Raw genomic sequence first — 24,048 nt, 5'->3', positions numbered from 1 at the left:
TTATGGCCATCGTTAGTATCTCATCGCCTCATGCCCACGATAACTCATCCGTGCAGCGTTTAATGTTGCACGGATGTTTAGCGTTAACCCCTTGCTCTATATTAGGATTTTACCTGTTCGGCTTACCGTCTGTAATTATGTTCATAATTACGATTTCTTCTGCATTATTTTTTGAGAGCCTGTGCCTTAAATTAATGAACAGATCTCAACAAAGATTGCTTGACGGCTCTGCGTTATTAACAGGCTGGTTATTGGCACTGTCTATTCCACCTTGGGCGCCTTGGTGGATCAGCGTTGGAGGATCGTTTGTTGCTGTTGTTATTGGCAAACAACTCTACGGTGGCATCGGCCAGAATGTATTTAATCCGGCAATGCTAGCTCGAATTGCGTTATTAATATCATTCCCGGTACAAATGACCACATGGGCCTTACCAGTAGATACTTTTTTTGAATTTAATTTTTTAGAAAGCCTAAACATTATTGCATCGAATACCAATATTCCCGATGGTTATACCGGTGCCACCGCTCTTGGGCATTTAAAAACAGAACTGACTACCGGTGCAGACGCAACCGCTGTACTCGGGTCAGATTTTAATGCGTCTAACGCGCTACTGGGTTTAAGCTCTGGCAGTTTCGGCGAAACCTCGGCGCTATTAATTTTACTGGGCGGCATTTGGTTATTAATACAGAGAATTATTAGTTGGCATATTCCTGTTAGCATGTTAGCAACCGCGGCTATTTTAGCGACGCTTTTTCACTGGTACGACCCGTCTCAATACGCCGGAGCCCTGTTTCACACACTTTCAGGCGGCATGATGCTCGGCGCATTTTTTATCGCCACAGATCTCGTCACGTCACCGTCAAGTAAAAGCGGTCAGCTTGTATTTGGCTGTGGTTGTGGTGCTTTGGATTTTATTATTCGTACTTGGGGCGGATTTCCTGAAGGCATAGGTTTTGCGGTGTTATTTATGAATGCCCTTACACCCCTAATTGATATTTATTTTAGACCACGAATTTACGGTAGAAAAATAGACGGCACACCTAAAGTTTATCAACGCTAAACGCGAATAAGAGTTTCTAAAAGGTTTTATTATGAACACAACCGTACTTGAACCCAGTTATCGCAACCGGCTTGGTTATCATTCCATGGTACTTGGGGGAATTTGCGCGATTGTTGCAGCGTTTATTATTTTAGGTAACGATGCGACCCACGAAAAAATTCAGCAAGAGCTCAAACAAGACCAAATTAATACACTCAGCCAAGTGTTACCCCCAGCTTTATACAATAACGACTTACTCACTAGCACCAAAAATATTGTTTGGAATAACACAGAAACAACGGTGTACATCGCCAAACAAGATGACATCCCCGTAGGCTTTGCGTTTCCGGTTGTGGGTTACGGTTATAGCGGCGCTATTCAACTTATTATGGCGGTTAACGGCAATGGAGAAATTCTTGGCGTGCGAGTAATTAGTCACGCAGAGACACCAGGGCTTGGCGATAAAATAGAAATCAACAAAGATAATTGGATTACCGAGTTTAATGGCCATTCATTAGTGTCTAAATCGGAACAGCAATGGCATGTTAAAAAAGATGGTGGTGATTTTGATCAGTTCACCGGTGCAACCATTACTCCGCGTGCCGTTGTCGCCGCGGTTTACGATGGACTCGCATTTTTTAAAGACCATAAATCTGAATTAACACAAATCGAATCGGTACCTAAAGAATAAAGGTTAATCTCCCACTAAAAATTATCCCAGCTCTCCGTAACAGCAGCTAATTTAGATTCAATAACGAGGTTTAAACCGTGAGCGAATCCTTCGAAAATCGCACCGAAAAAACAATCCAATACAAATCTCTTTTCTCGGAAGGATTATGGAATAACAACGTTGCTCTGGGACAAATGCTCGCGCTTTGTCCGCTATTGGCTGTGACCACATCCGCAACCAACGGATTTGGCATGGGCGCAGCTACATTGGTTGTGATGATTTTAGCGAATCTCGTGGCATCGGTTTTTAGAGGCTTTACAACACCAGAAGTACGTATTCCGGTGTTTATTGTTTTAATTGCATCCATCGTAACACTGGTAGATATGTGGCTGAATGCTTGGATGCACGAACTGTATAAAGTTCTCGGACTCTTCATTCCCTTAATTGTAACCAATTGTGCAATTTTAGGACGAGTAGAATCATTCGCATCAAAAAACTCCCCTGTTCCATCCATGATTGATGGTTTAGCCATGGGTCTAGGTTTTATTTGGGTATTAGTGGTTGTAGGCGCGTTCAGAGAAATTTTAGGCAGCGGAACCTTGTTTGCGCACGCTTCATTATTATTCGGCGAAAATATGCATTGGCTTGAAATTACCGTAATTCCAGAATACCAAGGCATATTATTGTTGGTATTACCACCGGGTGGATTTTTAGTGCTGGGTTTTTTACTGGCATTAAAACGAGTTATTGATACAGTTTGGGATAATAAAACCAACTCTGCACAGCAAAATACACAAGCACTAGACACAAATCCTTCAGTAGAGGCGAACGCATGAAAGTAAGTGTTGCATATACCGTAGGCGGTGCTCAATTTTGGCAAAATGTGGTTGTCGATGAAGATGCAACGGTTGAAGATGCCATCAATAAATCCGGTGTACTAGACAATTACGACATCAATTTAAAACGGCAAAAAATAGGAGTTTACGGTAAGTTCACCAAATTAACCGCCGCATTAAACGAGGGCGATAGAATCGAAATATACGAACCTATTATTCGTGTACTCGATGAAGACGATGATGACGACGATTAATGTGAGCTGGAAATTTTCCGCTAATTGAATAATTTAAAAATGTTCTAAACTGCCTCTGTATTATAAAAATAGTACATCCCACGGCCGCTATTACCTATTTACTTATTTACCTATTTACTTATTTACCTATTTACTTATTTACCTATTTACTTATTTACCTATTTACTTATTTACCTATTTACCTATTTACCTATTTACCTATTATTTAGATAAGTCACCAAGACCTGTTTGCGTCACCCTTATCTTCATCCTCGCCTTCATCTGCAAAAAATTGATAGAACTTATTTAATAAGTTTTTAAGAAATAGTATTAAAACTCTGTTTGTCACGAACAATACAAGTGAGAAAGATTATATTTTAAGAACTCTGTAGCAAACATGACAACTGATCTATATCAAAAGTAAAAAATCCATAATATTCAAAGAATTAGCGAACAGTAGTGAAAATTTCCAGTGGCATACATAGTGCAATTTCATATTCAGAAACTAAAACTCACTGATTAACGCAAATTTTAGGAGACGCCCATGGCTCGCATTGGATTATTCTTTGGTACCGACACCGGTAAAACACGTAAAGTCGCCAAAATGATAAAAAAAATGTTTGACGATGATACCATGGAAAAACCGGTCAACATTAACCGCGCGACTCCTGAAGAGTTCTCTGCTTACGATTTTTTAATCTTAGGCACTCCAACCTTAGGTGAAGGGTTGCTACCAGGAATGTCGGCGGATTGCGAAAACGAGAGCTGGGAGGAATTTTTGCCGCAAATTGAAGATATTGATTTCACCGGTAAAACCATTGCTTTATACGGCCTTGGCGATCAAGTTGGCTATTCAGAAGAATTTGTTGATGCCCTAATGGAGCTCTATACATTCTTCAATGAGCGTGGTGCAAAAATTGTGGGCGCCTGGCCAAACGAAGGTTATGAGTTTGATCACTCAGAAGCGCTTGTAGACGACAAATTTGTGGGTTTAGCACTGGATTTAGACAACCAAGCTAATTTAACCGAGCAACGTGTTAATGCCTGGTTACAAAGTATTTCTGGCGACTTTGATTTAAACCTTTAACGACTAAGCTACGCACGCTCTAAACGCTCATTTTAAAGCGTTAACGTAAAAAGGCAGCAATTAAGCTGCCTCTTCTAATTTTTTCCACGCCGTGTAACCACCAGCCATGCTGTATACGGTTTTAAAACCAATACTGCCAAAGAACTCCGCCAGATCCTTGCTACTGTTACCGTGATAGCAATAAATTAACACTGGCTGCTGAAACTGCTTTTTCTTAATTAACTGCTCGGTAAGCCCATCGTGTGCCAGCATTGCACCGTCTATATGCCCTTCTTTAAAAGAATGTGCATCTCTAGAATCAAGAATCAACGGGTTATCATTCGCGATAATAGCCTTAGCCTCAGCTACTGTAATTTCGGTATATTTCGTCATTTCAACCTCCAGTAATATTCATATTGAATCAAACAACAATGCTTATTTACCAAGAATTCAGATTTTAACGGAATTCAATTAGTACTTAGAAAAACTACGACACAGTTAAAAAATATTTAGTTCTTAGAACGTTCATCAAAACCTAATGCAAATATACATCAATAAACATGCCGCTTTTTGAAGTCATAAAGAATAAATATATAAATCTCTAGGTACAGCGATTGCAAGCGGCTGTAATTAAATCGGCTGCCAGCCAAAATAGCTATCATTAAAAAAATGATCACGATAACAAGACGGCCTGGTTGCAGGTGGGCATATCTACTGACATCTCTTTAACGGTAATACATGATTATAACGTGGCAAAGTCTATGATTGAAAAATTTGTGGATGAAAGGATTACACATTGGACAAACAATAATATTCTCACGCCCGCAGAAATTGATTGTGCAACCGCTGTGATGCTTAAAATATTAGACGGTAAATGCAAGATGCCCAGTAACGAAAAAATTATTATGCAATCGTTCTACATTGCTGTTAAAAACCAAGAAGGATTGTACTTAGATCACAGCTACCACGAATTTATCGAACCATTCTTAGAGCTTCGCAAAGAGGAAATCTCTGAGGAGAAAATTCTCGAAATCTACGAAAAACGTGTACTCGCGGAAACGCAAATTTCACGACCAGTCATGAAAAAATTTAAATCTCGTCTAAGGCAGGAAGGTATTCTTCCTGAAAAATAAAATTTTCAATTTATTAACAAGGTTTTAACATGTTGAATTTCTATATGGCACCGGGTTCATGTACCACAGGCATTCATATTCTACTGGAAGAATGTGAACTGATCTTTTCTGCCAATATCGTAAATCTGCCTAAAGGTGATCAACATACCGAACAATACAGAGCTATAAATCCACGAGGCACCATACCAACGCTAGTGCTAGACGATGGAACCAGCCTCACCTCGTTTGAATCTATCGCCTGGTGGCTAGCACAAACCAACCCAGCAAAAAAACTCCTTCCAGAAAACCTAAATGAACAGCTAAAAGTTATGGAAATAATGAACTTATGCGTTCACACTCTTCACGGCTCAGGATTTACACGAATTTTCACTCCAGAAAAATATTTCCTAAATGATCAAATCAATACAGAAGAACAAAAGATCATCTTAAAAAATCAGGCCGAAAAAATAATATCGGAGGGATTTGCATACCTAGCAAAAACAATAAAAGGACCGTTTGTAACAGAACACTTCTCCATCGCAGATGCGGCACTCTTCTACGTGGAATTCTGGGCAGATAGAACCAATATCGAAATGCCGCAACAGTGCATATCACACTACGAAAATATGAAACAAAGACCAGTAGTAAAGCAGGTTTTATTAGAAGAAGGGTATAGAATTTAACTACATTCTATTCTTTAATTAATTATGAAACCATCAAATCAATTTATAGGAAACTCCGATTAACCAGAGTTTCTCGCGACACAAGGATGTGTCGCCAATTTCAAGAACGGTAAGTGATTGAAATTGTCAAGAAATTGGAAATCGCATTTTCAATTTCTGTCCTCTGATTAAATCATGAATGAGTTAATCAGAGGTTCCTATAGAAACTTGTTCGATTTAACGACCTATACTTGCCCAAAAAGATCTTTACTGCTACTAAAAATAATAAGCTCACTTAAATATTCGCATATATTATATCTGTAATCCGCTGTAATAAACTCCATAATAATTCTCGGCTATAGTGTTTAAGAGTAATTTCAAGAGACGCTGTAATTATCTCTATCACTGATTTTTTGTGTTGGAAATCGTGGCAGCGATTGTCTCTGCAAAGAAAGAGTAACCCGGAGAAAAAACATGTCAAAATTTGGACAGCTCAAAGGCAATGTAAAACAAAGAGCGATTGCCGAAGACAGACACGCCCCAACAATGCCCAACACAAATGCCGCAGTTTGGGCGCGAGGTTTAACAACCACACGAGTTGCTGATCTATTTAAAACTCTGCCGGGATTACCGGGTCATTGGGCTCAAATACAAGGATTAGTAAATGCCGGTAACGCACATTTTTATACCACAACTCAATATGGTCAGGGATATAATAATGGAGGCAGAACTTCCGACGAAGGCAAACAACTTATAAAGTGGATTGCTGATGCAATTATCAGCGCTGCTAACGATGCCGATTTTGACTTTCCGTTACAGCAACTTCGATTTACTTCTGATGTCGGTTGGCTAAAAATTCAAAAAGTAAATGGTATTCTACACATTCGATCAAGACCTTAACTAAAAAGGCCAGAAACTTATTTTAATGGAAGAATCACAAAATAGATAATTTTTATTTAAGAAATGGATGGCAATATAAGCTCGGTTAAAACAGATAGAGTTGTTTAGTAAGAAAACAGCACTCTAACTGTTTTAACGGTAACTGCTTTAACTTTTGATAAAAATAGTAATCGTAATATTAATTACTTATCGCTCTTTCTTGGGCTTCGGTGTCGCCGGAGACTCGCTCAACCACTTGCTCCTGTGTACCTAAGATTTCAGATACGATAATCTCTGCGGCATCATTAACCTGTTGTTCATCAACAATACAGGTAGTGATATTCGGTTTGGAAGGTATTTCAAACATCGTCTTTAACAATACCGCTTCCATTATGCCTCTTAAACCACGTGCTCCTGTGCCACGGTCTAGGGCTTTTTGTGCAATTAATTTTAATGCAGCCTCGGTAAACTCTAGATTTACACCTTGGTATTTAAATAATTGGCGATACTGTTTAACCAAAGCATTTTTAGGTTCTTGAAGAATTCTTAACAGAGCGTCGATATCAAGCTCTTCTAAGAAGGTAATAATTGGGAACCGGCCAATAAATTCTGGAATAATACCGAATTGCTGAAAGTCTTCAGGGCTCATCATTGGATAGGTTTCAATATTGGTTTTCTTTTCGTTTTCAGAAAGTATGTTAGTCGCAGAAAAACCAATACCACGTTTTGACGGTTGCACACGTTCGGCAACTATTTTATCTAGGCCAGGGAAAGCACCACCAACAATAAACAAAATATTGGTCGTATCTAACATGACTTCTTCGCCATTACCGCGGCGTTTATCACCCTTAGACAATTTTACCTTCGAACCTTCAACCATCTTTAACAGAGCTTGTTGAACGCCTTCACCAGAGACGTCTCGAACAGCAGTCACACCGGCGCTGGCACGGGCGAGCTTGTCGATTTCATCGATATAAACAATGCCCCATTCTGCACGGTTAACATCACCGTCTGATGCCTCTAACAAACGCTGTAATACGCTATCAACGTCATCGCCCACATATCCGGCTTGCGTTAAGGTGGTAGCATCGGCAATAACAATGGGAACACCAATAACTTTAGCGAGACTTTTTACCAGTAGCGTTTTACCCGTACCCGATGGGCCTGCCATCATGACATTGGATTTTTCCAGCTCTGTACCTGCCTCAACCTGCAAAACCTCGGCATCGTCGCCCTGATTTAGAAGCCTTAAATAGTGATTATAAACACCCACCGACAGGGTTTCTTTAGCGCTATTTTGGCCGATAACATAACTGTCTAAATGTTCTTTAATTTCTTTGGGTGTGCGCAAACTATTAATCATAGCCGCGCTTTGTTTTTTTCGTCCCCAGCTGGATACGACTTGATGAGCAAGACTCACACAGCCTTCGCAGATCATACCGTTATTGCCGGAAATTAGCGGTACATCAGGAGATTTTTTTACACCACAAAATGAACATTCTGCTACTGGGGTTTGCTCTGTCATAGATGAGACCTCTTTCTAATCGAATTTGATACTCGTGATGCTTAGGCTAATGATTTCAACCAATTACGCTGATGATTTTTCCGATCGCGATCGGTTAGTTTTTCAATAATAATAGGAAGGGCGTCATGTAAAGGCACGGAACCTTGTGGGTAAATTTTTTCGCAGTAAATTACATGAAAACCCATAGGCGATTCGACCACATCACTTACTTGCCCAGACTTTAATGCAAACAAGGTATTTTCAACGCTTGAAAATAAGATACCGCGTTTTACACGACCTAATTCACCACCATTCATGGCCGTAGGGCATTCTGAATATTTCATGGCTTGTTCCGAAAATCGCTTAGGCTTTTTTTGCAGACGCTGGGCAATTTGTTCAGCTCGGCGCCGGGCTTGGTCTCGACAATTTTCAGGGAAATCTGGATTTTCGGTGATAAGTATGTGTCTGGCTTGACGAGTCTCTGGTTGATCAAACTTGTCAGTGTTCATGTAGTAATAGAGTTTTGCGTCGGTCTCGGTACATTCTGGTACCGATGCAGACACCAAATCCATGACGGCATCCACCCGTAAATTTCTTGAAACAGCTTGTGCAAGGCTTTCGTTATCGAGATTATTCTTTTCGAGTTCTTTTTCGAATTCTTCACTGTTTGCATATCGTGCGGCAATATTGTTGATCTCTTGTTGAACTTGTAAATCGCTAATGACAACTTGAGAAGCTTCTTTGCTTTCTAGAATACGTTTTTGCAGCGCGAGCTGTGTACGGGCAATTTTCTCGGCTTCGTATTTTTTGGTACTATCTAATGAGTGATAAGACTCGCCAAATCTTCCTGCCGCAACCTGAAGTACGGCATAACGAAATTCATAGGTATTGAGTTCGGTAGCGTTCATAGGCAGATATTTTAAGCTTGGTAAGCATTTAGAATGTTAATCACAAAAAACTATAGAAATCTCTGATAAACCATCCGTGATTTAATTCAGAGGGCAGAAATTGAAAATGCGCTTTCTAACTTCTTCACAATTTCAATCACTTACCGTTCTTGAAATTGGCGACATATGCCTGTATCGCAAGAAACTCTAAGTTAATCAGAGTTTCCTATAAAAACGGCAATTGCTAACGAGTTAGCTATACAGCAACCCGATCTAACTCCGGGTTTTCGACTTCTTCTAGGCTTGCGGCTAGTATTTTTTCCGGAAATAGGAACACTCTACCGTTAAATCGAACATGGTATTTAACCATATCATCCGACTTAACGATTTTTTCTATTTCACCTTCGTCGGCCTTGTCGGCAATGAGATCACCACCAATTTCAACACGAATTTTACAAAACACTTTTTCACGAAACTCAAATCGATTCGGTATCCATGGTGCATCTGCTAAGATTAATTCTTCCTCTCGACAACCGACGGTTTTACCGGCCTCTAAAAAGTGCACACGATAAATAATTTGATCTTGCAGATAGGTTCCAACATCATAGATGGAACCTATTTCACCACGACGAACCAACATTGAACCCACCTCTTCACCCGGATATGTACCGTCATTTCGTACATTACGGGTGAGTCTGACTTCGGTTCCGTAATCGTATCTGGGCTTCATGGTAAATTACTCCAAAATAGAGTCTAGAGGTACAAAGGTAGTTTGTGGTTCGTGCATGCGAAATACTTTAAACACTTTCTCTGTAATTGCATCCGACTCTACAAAGTCTTGATAAGCATTGGTCAATAATTGCTTATAGACATCTTTTAGCACATCTTCGTTTTCTTCAGAAGACATAGATGGTTTGGCTTTTTCAAGATAATCATGAAAGCGTTGCATTATGTGTAGGCGATTTACAAAAACAACTTTCTGATCAAATTCAATTTCGAAGTATTCCAAAAAATCTTCTGCTGAACTCAATTCTTCTAACTCTTCTAAAAACTCTAGATCACTCATAACATCACCTGTATTGTGAACCAATTTAAATTAAATATTGTTGTTATAATGTTTGAATGCTTAGCGAAGGTACTCTTAAAAATCTTAAAAACCGTATTTCGAACCTCTGCTTTATGATTCATTTTTACGATTAATTCATCAAAGTCTTAATCACAATTTTTTATTGCATAAACTTTTAAGCGACGACCGTTAACTTACCAAAATTAGCGGCTTTTCTTCGTTGATAGCTCTCTACGGTTTCGAGTAGATAACCGGTACCCAATCGATCTTCTGTGTCTAGTTCACGTACTTTTTCTAACATTTGTACGCCTTCTTCAATGCGATTTAGGCGCAAATTTAAATAACCTGCACCTTTTAAAGCCAATAGGTAAAAGCGCACTAATGTCATTGAGGTCATCAAACCGTAGCCTAATGTTGTCATGTCCAGTTTACGCCAAGGAATATTCATATTTAACTTTTCAGCAACAATAGTCATTGCTTTGTCGGCGCAATCAAGAGCATCATCGTAACGATGTTGATAATAATAGAATCGATAAACAGCCACTAATACCGATAGGCTTTTAGGTGCTAAAAAATACGCTTTTAACAAAGAAATCTCTGCATTGCCTTCGGCGTAAGCTTCTGACGCCATTTCGATTAATGTTGACACTCGCTCAGACAATTGCTCGTCAAAATACATTTCGCCGCCAGAAAAATCATGTAGATCCATCGCTTTTACCTACAATTAAAGATAACAAAAATATCTGAAGATCACTAAAATTTTTAAACACCCTCAAATATATCGAGAGTTTTATAAAACCTATTTCTCACACTGCGAGTTCTATGCCTATTTTTGCAATCTCTTCGGCCTGTAGAATTTGATGTGCAAAATCTATCAATACCGAGTCACTAGGACTTATTTTAAATTCTGTGCAATATTTTCTGACGTTTTGTAGCAATTGTTGTAATTGCGATTTATTCAGATGAATACCTAATTTTTCGCAATGCCGATTTAAATGCGCTGTACCAGAATGCTTACCTAATACAAATAAATGTTCCCGGCCCAACTCTAACGGATCTAATGATTGATAGTTGTTGCGATCTTTTAATAAACCATCAACATGGATGCCAGATTCGTGCATAAAAACACCGGCACCGGTAATGCTTTTTTGCCAGGCTACTGGTCTACCCGAGGCATTAGCGACGTATTCAGAAACATCAGCAATTGCTTTCGTATTGATACCGGTATCTAAACCATGCAGATATTTTAAACCAACCACTAATTCTTCGAGCGGCGCATTACCTGCTCGCTCACCTAAACCATTTACCGTGGTATTAATGTGCGTTGCACCGGCTTTAACTGCGGCTAACGTGTTTGCGGTTGCAAGACCATAATCATCGTGGGCGTGCATTTCTATATGCAAGCCGGTTGCTGCACGTAGATTAGAAATGCGTTCAAATGTAGTAAATGGATCAAGAGCACCTAAGGTGTCTGCAAATCGAATTCTGCTCGCTCCGCAAATTTCGGCAACCTCTGCCACCTGTGCTAAAAATTCTTCATCGGCTCGGGATGCATCTTCACAACCTACGCAAACTTCAAATCCCAACTCAACCGCTGTTGGAACCAACCTACGAATTCTATTAAGAACATCGTCGCGATTGGTACCCAATTTAAATTGTATTTGCTGATCAGAAACAGGAATCGAAAGATCAACCAAATGCACACCGGTAAAACGCGCCGCCTCAAGGTCGAATTCTGTCATTCGACACCACGCCATTAAACGTGCGTTTAATTTTAACGCAGCAATTTGACGCATGGATTCGCGTTCATCTTCACCCATGGCAGGAATACCAATTTCTAACTCGGGTACTCCCATGGCATCGAGCTTGGTCGCAATCACTAATTTTTCTTCTAAACTAAATGCAACACCGGCACTCTGTTCGCCATCACGCAATGTTGTATCATTAATTACGACATTTTTATTCATAGCTCAACACCTGTTTTATCAAGCTAATCAATAGAATAGTGGTATATACACCAATCGAATTATTTCCGGTCTTTAACGACGGTTGAATTCATTCGTTAACGGCTTCTACTGTGCTGCAACTGACATTCCACAAAAAAATTCTATAAAAATCATTAAGATATATATTTTGTCGGTAATAATTCTTCAACAAACATAACAAAGCATTAACGCTTGTCGTAATTACGACAAATAAATTCTTATTGAGTCCGGCAGATAATTTCGATTTTAAGCTACAAAAAAAGTACGATTTAAAGCAAGCTGCGTCTCGCTCAATAACTGTGTTGTGAGTGATTAGCGCAGGCGAGATATTAGAAATGTATGAGAGGCAGTTTGAATTTAAACAACATTCAAATAAAAAAACCGCGCCCGAAGACGCGTTAAAGCATTTCGCTTCAGAAGAGTAGAGCTACTTCTCGGAGGTTGATAGAAGTATGGATGGATTAATCCCTAATTAGGAATTTCACAATTTTACGTACGTTTAAAGCAAGAATCTATTAACTGAGCAAAATTGTATTGCTCAGTTAAAAATTCATAAAGCTCATCTAATAAACGTGTTAATCAATCATTACGCATAAATCAATCATTACGCATAAACCGGCGCAAATGCGGCTTCAGGATTTTCAATTGGGCCGTTTTCTCCCCAGTAAGGCGAAAGCTTACGCAGCTTGGCAACAATTCCAGGAACCTCTGCAATAACACGTTCAACTTCTTCCATGGTGTTATAACGCGATAGAGAAAAACGAACCGTTCCATGTGCTGCGGTGTACGGGATACCCATGGCCATCATAACATGCGAAGGTTCTAGCGAACCCGAAGTACAGGCAGAACCACTTGATGCCGCAATGCCTACTTTATTCATTAATAATAAAATGGCTTCACCTTCGATAAATTCGAACGCAATACTCGCGGTATTGGGCAGACGATTTTCAACATCACCCGTGGCGAAACAATTTGGAACGGCGGCAAGAATTCCTTCTTGTAAGCGGTCGCGCATGGCTTTTACGTGAGTATTTTCGAATTCAATGTGTGAACCGGCCATTTCGCACGCTTTACCAAGACCAACAATACTTGCCACGTTTTCGGTACCTGCCCGTCGACCACGCTCCTGATGACCACCGCGTAACAATGGACGGAAGCGAGTACCACGTTTTAAATACAATACACCAACACCTTTAGGTGCGTGTAATTTATGACCCGACATAGACAACATGTGAATGTAGCTATTTTCAAGATCGATAGGAATTTTACCTACTGCTTGCACGGCATCGGTATGGAACATAATACCTTTGTTGTGAGCAAGTTCTGCCATTTCTTCGACAGGAAAAATAGTACCAGATTCATTATTTGCCCACATAATACTGACAACAGCAACCTTATCGGACAATAATTTTTTGTACTCGTCTAAATCTAAACGACCTTTATTGTCTACTTTTAAATAATGAACGGTATAACCTTCGGTTTCTAAATATTCACACAAATTTAATACCGCAGGATGCTCAACAACCGTGGTAATAATTTCGCGGCGTTCAGGTTGCGCTCTTAGGGCCGATAAAATTGCCGTTGAATCTGACTCCGAACCACAGGAGGTAAAGATAATTTCGGAATCGAATTCAGCACCGATTAATCGTTGTACTTGTTTACGCGCTTTTTTTAGCGCCATTCCAACCTTGTTACCAAAGCTGTGTAACGACGACGGATTACCAAATTGTTCAGAGAAAAATGGCATCATCTCTTCAACAACCGCCGGATCAACCATGGTGGTTGCGTTATTATCCATGTAAATATCAGACATGATTACGCTCCTTCCATTGCAACGGGCATTTCGGTATCTGGCAGAACTTTTACAAATTCTCCCAACTCTTCGATTAAACGCTGTTGAATACCACCTAAAGTCATCGCTGCCATTTGGCAACCGTTACAAGCACCGGTTAAATGCACATAAATATTTTTACCATCAACATCCACTAATTCAACGTCGCCGTTATCGGCTTGTAAATTAGGGCGAATAGATTCAAGAACCATTTCGATAATGCGAATGCGTTTTAAATTACCACTGGCTTTAGCCGCGGGTTTTGGTTTAGCGGCAACAACTGGAGACGCTACAGGTGCACCACCAATGGCTGGCGCCATAAACGATTCACCTTTTTCGGCAAGAACACGCGTTAATACGCCTTCAATGGCTTCGTGACAGGAAGAGCAACCACCGCCGGCTTTGGTATAGTTGGTAACTTCTTCTACAGTGTGAAGATTATTGGCGCGAATGGTTTCTTCAACCATAATTTCATCAATGGCGAAACATTTACAAATTAACGCACCTTCTTCGTGATCATCTTTCCACTCTTCACCACGATAATCTGCAACTGCCGCCTGTAGCGCTTCACGACCCATTACCGAGCAATGCATTTTTTCTGGCGGCAATCCATCAAGATAATCGGCAATATCTTGATTAGTCACTAACAAGGCTTCGTCTAAGGTTTTACCCTTGATAATTTCAGTTAACGCCGAAGAAGACGCAATCGCAGATCCGCAACCAAATGTTTGAAATCCTGCATCTTCAATAATTTCGGTTTCTGGATTTACCTTTAAGGTTAAACGCAGCGCGTCTCCACAATTTATTGAGCCGACATCACCAACGGCATTTGCATCCGCTACAGCACCTGCGTTTTTTGGATCAAAAAAGTGTTCTTTAACTTTCTCAGAATAATCCCACATGGCCAATCCTCCAAAATCTACTGTTCCGATCGAGCCTTAGCTCGAATGCGATATTGATTAAATTAATATTGCTCTATTTCTCTCAATTCACGGTTCTTTAGTGAGTACTGCTAACATGCAGATACTTAATTACGCTGAGAAAGATTTTCCGCAGCCACAACTTGCCGTTGCATTTGGGTTTTCAAATTTAAAACCACTGCCTTCCATGCTATCAATAAAATCGACTTTCACACCTTGCAGCAAAGGTTCGCTGGCTTTGTCGATCAACATTTTAATGCCACCGATTTCATGCACTGTATCGTTTTCTGAAATGGAATCTTCAAGTCTTAAACCGTATTGAAAACCTGAACAACCACCACCATCGACCTTGATGCGCAAACCAGCGATATTTTTCTCGCTATTTTCGATAAAACGGCTAACTGCTTTCACTGCGCTTTCAGTTAAGATAACCATTTGTTGTATCTCCTCGTGGCAAACTGTTTGCAAATCATTGTGTGTGCAAAAGTGTAAAAGAGCGTTTTAGAGCACCTAAAGATTGTTGTGACCCAATCAAGCTCGATGAAATAAGTACTCAAGGAAAAGTGCAACGCTTATACCATCGATTTTTACCAAACTTTTTTTGATAAAAATCAACGATTTAGTAAGAATCGATAAGCGACACAGCTGTTTTAAAGATCACCACCAACAACGCTTTGTAACATTCACGACAACCCAAGAGGACGCCAACATGCCTTATATGCTACAACCGGGTGACACAATTTTTGCCACAAAAGATATATTGAACGACGGCAGCTTTCCCGAAAAAGCCGAAGAAGAATTATTGGTTTCGAAAGGTATCCGTGGTGTAATTGTTAACTTTGGGCATTTAGAAGAAAACGAAGACCAAGAAATATTTTTGGTACAGTTTGAAAAGGGTAATGAAAGCGCTGAACTCGGCCCGCCAATTGGTTGCTGGCCAGAAGATATAGAAATTGTTGGCGATGATTTAAGTCGTTAATTTAAGCATCTATTACGGTCTAATCTAAATAGAACTCGTATATTCTCTTCATTATTAAACGTTCTATGCTAATTAACTGAAAACTATCCGGCAATTCGATCCAGCGCCATGACATTGGCGCCTGGAAGGGTTGCTCGCTGGATACACGCAGTAAAAACACATTCATTAAACATCCCGGAGTGTCTATCGTTGTCTTAAATTCACTCACAATATCCAGCTGTTCTAACGGCAAAGCGTGCTTTGTGCATAATTTTTTTAAGTACGATGACGGATGAGTGACTACATTGGAATTTGATAATATTTTCTGCGAAAGGAGTGAATTATCATTTTCTATAATTTCTGATAATGAGGGTAACTTACTAGGAAGGGATAGATGACCGGTTTGATTTATTAAAAATCGTAAGCGTGTACTTGTTGGGTGTAAATGAATAATAACAAATCGTAGTGGCCAGTTCTGTGATGGGTTTTCTAGCGGTTCTAACATGGGTAGGAATTGCATGAGTAGAAATTGTTCTAAAATTAAAGAGGATTAAATTTGGTATTTATAGGGCCAATATTTTATATGCAACAGGGCCTTCAAACAGTTGTGTGCCACCGGCTTGCATTACTACTTCTTGCACGCCACTCAAAGACAATACTTCAACACCCGCGAGGTAATTTACGCCAAGTTCTTTCCAGACAGCTGACCAAGGTAAACTTGGCCCCATTAATACCACATTGGCGTCTTTACAACGCTCCAATAACATCGGTAATGTTTTATTAACAATACTGGAGGCCGTAATAAAGACCCAGTCAGATTCTGATAGATAGTAATAAGCCGCCACATCAGGGTAATCATTACCTTGTGGATTTTTTTCGATGATCGTCCACAACTCGGGATTTATATCGTTTTGCTTTAACAGTATTTCTAAACCAGGATACCGGCCAATTACCGATACTTGCTTACCATGCAACTGCGGAAAAAAAATGTTTAAAAACCGTTAGATTTCCGGGAATTGACTGCGAGTCATCAATATTTTCCGCATTATTCAACAATGTAGAAAGGGAATTAATAACCGTATTTATGGCAAGTGCGCCAACGGTTGCTTCGGCCCATTCCCAACTTTTAATAGACGTAAAATATTGTTGAATGGGCGAATTTATTAAACTACCCGACCACGGCAAGGTTCTGGCAATATTTTTGGGGCTGAAAAAAATACCTTGCTGTGAGAAAAAATTAGACACTCTAAGGTCATATTTCTCCGTTAAAAAACCGGCGCTTAAATACGACCAATTAATGCCTAAGCAGATTTCTTTAATAATGGCAGGATTGTCTACCGATAGGAGCTTGTTTGTATTGGGAGAGAGTATGTTACTCGCTTCTTTTATCAATTCGTCATAAAGATACCAAGGCGACATAGATTAACTACTCACAACGCAGGCAGTAATCGTAATTCGGTTTTAATATCGTCACCGTTACCCCATGCGGTAACAGCTTCTACAAACCAACGGCCGTCTTTTGGATGATTGCGTACCACATCGGCTTCAGCGTAAACGCGCCCACTGCTGTGAACTTGTATTTCTCCGGTTTGATTTCCATGTTGATCGCGCCAAATACCAAATAAGGTTTCGCTGCTGTCGAACGGATCAATCCTTAAAGAATATTGTGCGAGTTCGGGCCTTGGTAAGGTGTTTAAATTATCCTGCAAACCAACTTCAATTAGCTGCACGCGCATGGCCTGACAGATGCTTTGCAGTATTTCACGCTTTTCTAAAAGAACAGATTCCAAGTCTTTGGAGGATAGTGCTGTATTCATAGATCATTCATCAAATGAGCGCGCGATAAATAAAAAGTTTGATCCACCAATTTCGTCATTAGGGTCTAGCTCTTCTAATTTTGACAACACCTTTTTCGCCAAAAAAACTTTGCCTCGTCGCAGACGTATTACGCCCAGTGCTTTCAGGCAGAACAAGAAATGTCTTGGATCGGAATCGTGTAATAGCCAATTGGTCGTGCAAGGTTTGAGTAAACGATAATTTTTACAAAACTGGTTTCGATCCGATAATAGCGTCATTAATCGCCAAACCATACGCTCAGCTTCTTGATAACGCACCACCCGAAAATAAAACTTAAACAATGCCATGTATGGATCTACACAACCCGGCCATTGTTCGTGTATTTCGAGTAGCCTTTCCTCTAAGTATAAATTGCCTTTTACTAGCGAATTTTGATCGGATTTTGAGAAATCCATATCCAACAATCGATTTAGTTCCAGTGCTAAGTCGTCTGGAATTTTTCGGGAAAAATAGATTCGATCGCCACCAATATATTTGATCTTATCTGGCGATGCATTTGCAGAAGAAACTTTAGAAATCAATACAGATGTATCCATTGCTACTACTCGATAAATTGTTACCAAATCTCTGCCGGTGCAATCTTTTCAGTAACTGGATCGCCATTCATTAAATGCTGCTCGACAATTTTTGGAACAATATCCGGTGTTATTTGGCAATACATAACGCCCTCTGGATAGACCAAAACATTGACACCAACCTGACACGGGCCAAGACAACCGGTACTGGTTAAGGCAACCTTACCCATTAATTGCCGTTGATTAATTTCATTGGCGAAGCTTTGAAATACATCCACGGCTCCTGTTTGACCACAGCTGCCACGTGGATGACCTTCAGCACGAGTTTGCGCGCATATAAATACGTGTTTTTCTGGACGTGGCATAATCGGCCTCCTAGTCTTAGGCTGGGTAGTATTGATGAATTGTAGTATTGATGAATTGTTGAATGATTACTGCGAATTAATTTATGCCGCTTCTTGATGGCTGTGACAATTTTTCGGACATACTTTAGAACACGACATACAACCAATGCAGTCCATTTCATTTGAAATCGACATAACCATCATTTCGTCGTCATCATCGTAAAAGTCGTCGTCATCATCTAAATTTTCTACAGAGCCACGCTCGACCAATTCAAACACATTTCTAGGACACACTTTGTAACAACGGCCACAACCAATACAGGTTGATTGATCGAGCGCGACAACGAATTGAGGAGTCCACTCTTCTCCACCACGTGTGTGACCAACAATCTTTCCGCCAGACATGATTGACCTCCATAGACTATTTTCAGTAAATCAGGCTATTTAGTATTTATAGAGACCTCTGATTAAATCATGGGAACATTCATCAGAGGACATAAATTGAATCAGCTACTGTTTTCAAAATTAGCAACACAATTTGTGTTGTTAGAAACTCTAGATCACCTACAATTTGCTGAATATTAAGCAATCGCAGCTTCTGCTTCTTCCAGTTGCTTGGCCGCGATGGCCCACTCCCGGCACGCAGCAGCGGTTTTTTCAGCAATTTCGGCTAGATTGTCGAAATCTGTCCAAAGTCTGTCTTCCACCAAGTCATGCACTTCTGAAGCTAATTCGGTAGCAATACGCTTTTTTTTACGTACATCTTTTTGAAGTGCTTTTAAAGCGTCGTCTGTCATGTTTTCACCTCAATCTATTAATCGGTAAAAATTTCCAAATATTTACATTTAAATGATTAAAGCTCAGCAACAACTCTGTGATCTTCTATCAGCTGAGCCGCTTTTTGAACGAGCTTCTCACTGTCTTCAATGAGTTTTTCTAAACTCGGAAAGCCAAAGCGGTGCACATCGCGAAGGGTTTTATCCAATGCAATTAATTTACCGACAACAATAAACGCGCGGCCAAATCCTTCGTGTGTTAAATTAACAACAGGTACAGCCATTAATCCAGTACGTTGCTCAATGGTTGACGCTAATGCGTTGTAATAAGCTTTTAATCGTGAAATAACAACTTCATCTGGGTCGCCAACTACTGGAATTTCACGCTTACGCTCTTTGGTTAAAATCAGCGGATCTACAACTTTTTCATCACTCCAGTTATCGTAGGTGCCGTAGCTATCTACAGCTCTAAGCTGCAGTACCATTTGCCGTACAAATGGTTGCGCCATTAAATCTTCAGAAACTGCAACTGCTTCAGACATTGTTCTCTCCAATATTTTTTGTAGAAAGCTTGTTAATTTTAAGTCGTTCGAAATATTAATAAATTTCGAATGTTGCTCACGAATTTATTCGTCCCAACCTTGCATTTCCATGTCGTGAAAGCGGTTTAAATCTAAGGTATTTTTAGTGATTGCTTTTGCCAACCAAGTAGAAGGACCTTGTAATAACTCTTGCTGAAGTGCTTCGATAAGTTCTTCTATAACTGCACCTTCAACGACTTTTACCGGCTGCACGCCCAAAGATAACAATTGTCGCACCGCAGACGCACCACAAGCCCGGCAATAAACGGCAATGCAATCTTTTAAAAAATCTAACTTTTGCGCTAATTTAATTTCGTTTTCATCGTTGCTAATGGGATCAAACTCGGCTATGTGCAATAGCACTTTATGGCCGGGATTTACGCCATAAACCACAAATTGCTCGGCTGAGCCAAAATGTTGATCAACATGAGTGCGATCAGATGTGGCAAATGCCACTTTTAACAGATCATCGGTGGACTCGTCGGTAACCACCGAAAGATTACGTTTGAGTCCACTCATGATCAGTGACCTCCCCAGATATTCGGGCCACGCTCCCCTACGTTTTGGTAGAGCGCTTGGGCTTCGGCTTTTTGTGAATAAATGGAGTGATACGGTTGAATATCTTGATGATGTGCAAGCTTCATATTAGCAATATCAAACAAAGCTTGCTGAATGCCGCGATAACCAACCCAACAACGTTGAAAACCACCCACCAAATCGTACTGTGGAAAACCCGCTCTTACCAAAGGCACGTGCAAACGTTCTGCGTTTTCGCTAGCGTGTGAATTACCAATTAATAATTCTGCACGCTGTTCTTTTGCCAGAATTTCTAGGTCTTCCATATCACCAATTTGAATCTGTTCTATGGATAATTTACCCAGGGTTTTCGAATTTGCAGGAATAACTGCGGCAACCATGGACGCGCCCATAGACGTGATCAATGCATCAAAACCCACTAATAAATCACCATCTCCCGCCATCGCAACTCGGGTGGAGCCAATCATAAAATGAGTATCGAGCATGGCGTCTTGTAATTGTTTGCGATGGCGCTGCCATTTGGGCGCAACTTCACAATTACTGATTTGCGATAACGTGTACAACCATTGATCAACAGCCTCTAACGTCATTAAATGCGGGAAATAATAATTAGGCACACCGGTTTTCTTTTTTAAACTCAAGGCGGCGGGTTTAATGCTTTCCCCTAACACCAATGTCGCGACGCTTTCACCGGCGGTTTTTAAATCATCAACCGTGAGACCACCGGTTGTTAGCGGATTAAAATTTTCGTCGGGTAAATGACCATCTAACGAGCCGGATAAATCGGGAATTAACATGGCGCGTAAGCCAAAGCTTTCGATACTGTCTACCACGTACTCTAAATCGCCGGGTGTAAGATTCGCATGACATAAAACATTAACTTGTTTTTTGCGCAGACCAACCCGATTATTTTCTGGATTTTGTTCATCAAAAGTTGTTGGCACTAGTGTTTCGATAATACCTTTTAAGGCGGTGGCAAAACCGCTTTCAAAACTGCCGCTAAAATCAGGCGTATTAACGGCGACTACATGATTGTTTTCAAACTGTGGATATTTGGCGCGAAATTGTTTTACTGCACCATGAATATCGGCACCTTGTGTTTCAGCTAAGCCAGTGGTGACCAAACCTAAAATAGTTGGAGAGCTTTTTTCGCAAATATTTTTAAGGGCTTCAACGATGTTATCGTCAGCGCCCATTACGGAACTGACCTGATCCATTGCCGTGGTTTGTAAAGGAATCGGCTCGCGAAAATGTCGAACAAAAAATACTTTTGCAAATGCGGTACAACCTTGAGAACCGTGCATTATTGGCATTGATCGTGAGAATCCTAGAAATGCCAAAGAAGCTCCAACGGTTTGACTTGCTTTAAGTGGGCTTACCGATAATGCTTTACGTCTTTTTAATAGCTCAGTCATTTTAGGCTCCTAACGTTGCATTAAAATTAGGAGCATCAGACAGTTTGTAGCCGGATTTATCAGACTCGGTAACACCAACTGTATCGGTTAAAATAGTGGTTGAAACCATTTTCTCAGTATTTGTTTCCCAGGGTGCTTTACTTTCCCAAGGCGCTTTACTTTTTGCGGTATTCCAAACGGGGCTTTCAATGGTGAGCGTTAATTGTCGTACTAATTCCAACATACCATCGTAACCGGCATAACCAAATTCACGTTCTTGGTTAATATCTAAAAAGGGAATTCTGGCTTTAAGTGCCGTATACATGTTGCGGCCACCGGCAATTAAGATGTCGGCTTTGTAATCGGTCACGATACGAATTAATTCTTTAGGATTGCCATCATCGATCATTAAGGTATCGTCGCCCATTAATTCACGAATTCTAGCTTTGTCTTCTTCGGTGGATTTTTTGGTACCAGTTGCAACAACTTTCATACCCAAATCTTGCAACGCAGAAATGACCGACCAAGACTTCACACCACCGGTGTAAAGCAATACGCGTTTACCTTGTAATCGAGGGCGCCATGCATTTAACGCTTCTCTAATGCGTTTTTCTTCGCGTTCGATCAGTGCTTCGGTACGTGCGGTTAAATCATCGTCATTAATTAATTTTGCAAAACCGCGCAAAGCTTCAGAGGTATCGGTAATGCCGTAAAAACTGCCTTCAAACCAAGGAGTGCCGTAATTATCTTGCAGTTTACGAGCGACATTAAGCATCGCCTTTGAGCAAACCATCATATTCACTTCGGCTTTATGCATGGTTTGCACTTCATGAAAACGCGCATCACCCGAAAGCGTACACAGTACGCGTAAACCTAATTCATCCAGTAACGGCAATACATACCAAAATTCACCGGCAATGTTGTATTCACCAATTAAATTTACATCGTGAATTTTAATATTGTCGCGTTGCGCAAATTCTGCAACTGGCTCTGGGTCACGTGTGCCAACAACATGTTTAAACATCGCATCACCGGCAATGCGGTTGCCTAAATTTTTAGTGCCGTAAAATCCTGCGCAATCGACGGGCACCACCGGCACGCCGAACTTTTCGGATGTGGCTTTGCAAACCGCATCTATATCGTCACCAATAAGTGCCGGTACACAGGTGTTATACACAAATACAGCGGGAGGGTTGTAGTCTTCTACGGCTTGTTTAATAGAATGATAAAGTCTTTTTTCACCACGACCCATTACAATATCTTGTTCGGTAAGATCGGTGGTCATGCCAATACGAAACAAAGTGGAACCGCTACTGCGTGTACCTCGGTTATCCCAAGAGCTACCCGCGCAAGCAATAGGACCATGAACAATATGTGCAACATCGGCGATAGGTAATAAGGCGATTTGTGCACCATCAAACGCGCAACCGCCGGCGGCGGAGCCGGGTTTGGGTTTTGCACAGCCGGATTTGGACTTGTTGTTGTGTTCGCAGGCGGGTTCGTCTAATAATTCGGCGATGTCTTTGGCTTTCATTCAACACTCTCCCCCTGTTTGCGCATTAGTGCAAACCACGACAAATTTATGTGAGTGAAGGACTGATAATTCTAGCCCCGCAACAGTTGTTTATAGTGGTAGCAATAACCACTCCCTTGCGTATAACTGTATAAACATTTGAAAAACATACTATTTTTTGAAAGCGTCGCGTGTAAGAAACACGACAATCTTGATTTGATGGAATGACTGCAACAATCAAAAGCGTATAGAAAATTCTGATTAACTTGAATTTTCAAACGACACAAGGATTTGTCACCCATTTCGAGCACGGTAAGTAATTGAAATTTTGAGCAAATTAGAAATCGCATTTTTAATTTCTGCACTCTGATTAAATCATGGATTTGTTAATCAAAGGTTCTTATACAGTTGTTACGAAATTATCGAATGAGATGATTGAGTTGATAAAAAGCGTTTTTAATTTGGGATTAATTACCACGTCAAATTTCGATGTAAATAGAATTTGCAGTGAAGTAAGCAAACAACAGAAGTCAGCAGCTGAAAAGTGAATTCCCTAAATTAATCACAGGTGAGCTAGACCAAGGTTTTTATTGCTATTTTAGATATTTAAAATACATTAACCCGGTTTTAGTCTACTAACAACCATCTCAAATTTTATTTGTTGAGATAATACTAGCTCATTTATTTTTTCGTTAACCGTATAAATTTTCTAGAGCAAAGCTCAAATCAATTAAATGGACAAGTAAGTGAGCGTCTAAAAGGCTAGACAGATTTTTTAGCAAAGCCAATAGAAAAATAAAAACTGAGATCATTGTTATTATCTTATAAATCTGAATCCTAAAAAATATTGACGAAAATTATTGATATAAATATTTTAGAAAC

30 protein-coding genes are annotated in these 24,048 nt (G+C 40.2%); 9 read left to right on the top strand and 21 right to left on the bottom strand.

Going from position 1 to position 24,048, the window contains the following annotated elements; translation table 11 throughout:
* Positions 1-2: 2 nt before the first annotated feature.
* From ACYQ2C_RS07660 to ACYQ2C_RS07640, 5 genes are all read left to right on the top strand, one after another.
* Positions 3-1,061 carry an RnfABCDGE type electron transport complex subunit D gene (locus tag ACYQ2C_RS07660; protein WP_460101206.1) on the top strand — a complete coding sequence of 353 codons (1,059 nt, stop codon included), beginning with the start codon at positions 3-5 and terminating at the stop codon, positions 1,059-1,061.
* Between the two features lie 31 nt (positions 1,062-1,092).
* Positions 1,093-1,731, top strand: coding sequence for an electron transport complex subunit RsxG (gene rsxG, locus ACYQ2C_RS07655; RefSeq protein WP_460101209.1), 639 nt, complete (start codon positions 1,093-1,095; stop codon positions 1,729-1,731).
* Between the two features lie 77 nt (positions 1,732-1,808).
* A complete protein-coding gene (locus ACYQ2C_RS07650; protein WP_460101212.1) occupies positions 1,809-2,546 on the top strand; it encodes an electron transport complex subunit E in 738 nt (245 codons plus the stop codon).
* Positions 2,543-2,800 carry an RnfH family protein gene (locus ACYQ2C_RS07645; protein WP_460049686.1) on the top strand — a complete coding sequence of 86 codons (258 nt, stop codon included), beginning with the start codon at positions 2,543-2,545 and terminating at the stop codon, positions 2,798-2,800. Before ACYQ2C_RS07650 ends, ACYQ2C_RS07645 begins: the two co-directional genes overlap by 4 nt.
* A 523-nt stretch (positions 2,801-3,323) precedes the next feature.
* The gene (locus tag ACYQ2C_RS07640) at positions 3,324-3,866 is read left to right on the top strand and encodes a flavodoxin (protein ID WP_460101215.1); all 543 of its coding nucleotides are present in this window, start codon (positions 3,324-3,326) and stop codon (positions 3,864-3,866) included.
* A gap of 60 nt (positions 3,867-3,926) precedes the next feature.
* On the opposite strand, the gene ACYQ2C_RS07635 is transcribed toward ACYQ2C_RS07640, so the two are convergent.
* Positions 3,927-4,238: a thiosulfate sulfurtransferase GlpE gene (locus ACYQ2C_RS07635; protein ID WP_460049688.1), complete on the bottom strand. Its 312-nt coding sequence runs from the start codon at positions 4,236-4,238 to the stop codon at positions 3,927-3,929.
* Between the two features lie 368 nt (positions 4,239-4,606).
* Here ACYQ2C_RS07635 and ACYQ2C_RS07630 point away from each other — a divergent pair, with 368 nt between their 5' ends.
* From ACYQ2C_RS07630 to ACYQ2C_RS07620, 3 genes are all read left to right on the top strand, one after another.
* Positions 4,607-4,978 (top strand): hypothetical protein, encoded by a 372-nt coding sequence (locus ACYQ2C_RS07630; RefSeq protein ID WP_460101217.1) that lies wholly within the window; start codon positions 4,607-4,609, stop codon positions 4,976-4,978.
* Between the two features lie 29 nt (positions 4,979-5,007).
* The gene (locus ACYQ2C_RS07625) at positions 5,008-5,640 is read left to right on the top strand and encodes a glutathione S-transferase family protein (RefSeq protein WP_460101220.1); all 633 of its coding nucleotides are present in this window, start codon (positions 5,008-5,010) and stop codon (positions 5,638-5,640) included.
* 453 nt (positions 5,641-6,093) lie between these two features.
* A complete protein-coding gene (locus ACYQ2C_RS07620) occupies positions 6,094-6,519 on the top strand; it encodes a hypothetical protein (protein WP_460101223.1) in 426 nt (141 codons plus the stop codon).
* Positions 6,520-6,697: 178 nt separating this feature from the next.
* On the opposite strand, the gene clpX is transcribed toward ACYQ2C_RS07620, so the two are convergent.
* From clpX to ACYQ2C_RS07575, 9 genes are all read right to left on the bottom strand, one after another.
* Positions 6,698-8,023 carry an ATP-dependent Clp protease ATP-binding subunit ClpX gene (gene clpX / locus ACYQ2C_RS07615; protein ID WP_460101226.1) on the bottom strand — a complete coding sequence of 442 codons (1,326 nt, stop codon included), beginning with the start codon at positions 8,021-8,023 and terminating at the stop codon, positions 6,698-6,700.
* A gap of 41 nt (positions 8,024-8,064) precedes the next feature.
* Complete coding sequence (gene nifM / locus ACYQ2C_RS07610) at positions 8,065-8,910, bottom strand: nitrogen fixation protein NifM (RefSeq protein WP_460101228.1); 846 nt, start codon at positions 8,908-8,910, stop codon at positions 8,065-8,067.
* Between the two features lie 235 nt (positions 8,911-9,145).
* Positions 9,146-9,619 carry a nitrogen fixation protein NifZ gene (locus tag ACYQ2C_RS07605; protein ID WP_460049694.1) on the bottom strand — a complete coding sequence of 158 codons (474 nt, stop codon included), beginning with the start codon at positions 9,617-9,619 and terminating at the stop codon, positions 9,146-9,148.
* 6 nt (positions 9,620-9,625) lie between these two features.
* The gene (gene nifW, locus ACYQ2C_RS07600; RefSeq protein WP_460049695.1) at positions 9,626-9,955 is read right to left on the bottom strand and encodes a nitrogenase-stabilizing/protective protein NifW; all 330 of its coding nucleotides are present in this window, start codon (positions 9,953-9,955) and stop codon (positions 9,626-9,628) included.
* Between the two features lie 175 nt (positions 9,956-10,130).
* Complete coding sequence (locus tag ACYQ2C_RS07595) at positions 10,131-10,664, bottom strand: hypothetical protein (protein WP_460049696.1); 534 nt, start codon at positions 10,662-10,664, stop codon at positions 10,131-10,133.
* A gap of 97 nt (positions 10,665-10,761) precedes the next feature.
* Positions 10,762-11,922, bottom strand: a complete 1,161-nt coding sequence (gene nifV / locus ACYQ2C_RS07590; protein WP_460101233.1) for a homocitrate synthase — start codon at positions 11,920-11,922, stop codon at positions 10,762-10,764.
* Positions 11,923-12,544: 622 nt separating this feature from the next.
* On the bottom strand, positions 12,545-13,753 hold the full coding sequence (gene nifS, locus ACYQ2C_RS07585) for a cysteine desulfurase NifS (RefSeq protein ID WP_460049698.1): 1,209 nt from the start codon (positions 13,751-13,753) through the stop codon (positions 12,545-12,547).
* Between the two features lie 2 nt (positions 13,754-13,755).
* On the bottom strand, positions 13,756-14,673 hold the full coding sequence (gene nifU, locus ACYQ2C_RS07580; RefSeq protein ID WP_460101236.1) for a Fe-S cluster assembly protein NifU: 918 nt from the start codon (positions 14,671-14,673) through the stop codon (positions 13,756-13,758).
* Positions 14,674-14,802: 129 nt separating this feature from the next.
* Positions 14,803-15,126, bottom strand: coding sequence for a HesB/IscA family protein (locus tag ACYQ2C_RS07575; protein WP_460049700.1), 324 nt, complete (start codon positions 15,124-15,126; stop codon positions 14,803-14,805).
* Between the two features lie 274 nt (positions 15,127-15,400).
* On the opposite strand from ACYQ2C_RS07575, the gene ACYQ2C_RS07570 reads away from it, so the two are divergent.
* Positions 15,401-15,670, top strand: coding sequence for a nitrogen fixation protein NifZ (locus ACYQ2C_RS07570; RefSeq protein WP_460101240.1), 270 nt, complete (start codon positions 15,401-15,403; stop codon positions 15,668-15,670).
* 542 nt (positions 15,671-16,212) lie between these two features.
* On the opposite strand, the gene ACYQ2C_RS07565 is transcribed toward ACYQ2C_RS07570, so the two are convergent.
* From ACYQ2C_RS07565 to nifE, 11 genes are all read right to left on the bottom strand, one after another.
* Positions 16,213-16,623, bottom strand: a complete 411-nt coding sequence (locus ACYQ2C_RS07565) for a Rossmann-like domain-containing protein (protein WP_460101242.1) — start codon at positions 16,621-16,623, stop codon at positions 16,213-16,215.
* Positions 16,613-17,068 (bottom strand): hypothetical protein, encoded by a 456-nt coding sequence (locus tag ACYQ2C_RS07560; RefSeq protein ID WP_460101244.1) that lies wholly within the window; start codon positions 17,066-17,068, stop codon positions 16,613-16,615. Before ACYQ2C_RS07560 ends, ACYQ2C_RS07565 begins: the two co-directional genes overlap by 11 nt.
* 11 nt (positions 17,069-17,079) lie before the next feature.
* Entirely contained in the window at positions 17,080-17,466 is a 387-nt protein-coding gene (locus ACYQ2C_RS07555; RefSeq protein ID WP_460101246.1) for a hypothetical protein, read from the bottom strand.
* 3 nt (positions 17,467-17,469) lie between these two features.
* Positions 17,470-18,042, bottom strand: coding sequence for a hypothetical protein (locus ACYQ2C_RS07550; RefSeq protein ID WP_460101248.1), 573 nt, complete (start codon positions 18,040-18,042; stop codon positions 17,470-17,472).
* A 20-nt stretch (positions 18,043-18,062) separates the two neighbouring features.
* Positions 18,063-18,386, bottom strand: coding sequence for a (2Fe-2S) ferredoxin domain-containing protein (locus tag ACYQ2C_RS07545; RefSeq protein WP_460101250.1), 324 nt, complete (start codon positions 18,384-18,386; stop codon positions 18,063-18,065).
* Between the two features lie 81 nt (positions 18,387-18,467).
* Positions 18,468-18,770, bottom strand: coding sequence for a ferredoxin III, nif-specific (fdxB, locus tag ACYQ2C_RS07540; RefSeq protein ID WP_460049709.1), 303 nt, complete (start codon positions 18,768-18,770; stop codon positions 18,468-18,470).
* Between the two features lie 176 nt (positions 18,771-18,946).
* Positions 18,947-19,162 carry a CCE_0567 family metalloprotein gene (locus ACYQ2C_RS07535; protein ID WP_460101253.1) on the bottom strand — a complete coding sequence of 72 codons (216 nt, stop codon included), beginning with the start codon at positions 19,160-19,162 and terminating at the stop codon, positions 18,947-18,949.
* Between the two features lie 56 nt (positions 19,163-19,218).
* Positions 19,219-19,683, bottom strand: coding sequence for a NifX-associated nitrogen fixation protein (locus tag ACYQ2C_RS07530; protein WP_460101256.1), 465 nt, complete (start codon positions 19,681-19,683; stop codon positions 19,219-19,221).
* Positions 19,684-19,767: 84 nt separating this feature from the next.
* The gene (locus ACYQ2C_RS07525; RefSeq protein WP_460049715.1) at positions 19,768-20,241 is read right to left on the bottom strand and encodes a NifB/NifX family molybdenum-iron cluster-binding protein; all 474 of its coding nucleotides are present in this window, start codon (positions 20,239-20,241) and stop codon (positions 19,768-19,770) included.
* Between the two features lie 2 nt (positions 20,242-20,243).
* Positions 20,244-21,674, bottom strand: a complete 1,431-nt coding sequence (gene nifN / locus ACYQ2C_RS07520; RefSeq protein ID WP_460101260.1) for a nitrogenase iron-molybdenum cofactor biosynthesis protein NifN — start codon at positions 21,672-21,674, stop codon at positions 20,244-20,246.
* A gap of 1 nt (position 21,675) precedes the next feature.
* Entirely contained in the window at positions 21,676-23,187 is a 1,512-nt protein-coding gene (gene nifE, locus ACYQ2C_RS07515; RefSeq protein ID WP_460101262.1) for a nitrogenase iron-molybdenum cofactor biosynthesis protein NifE, read from the bottom strand.
* Positions 23,188-24,048: the final 861 nt, after the last annotated feature.

It is taken from the genome of Sessilibacter sp. MAH3 (assembly GCF_054658275.1).
The sequence above is the reverse complement of the archived record's forward strand: the minus strand, read 5'-3'. Positions and strand labels throughout refer to the sequence as shown.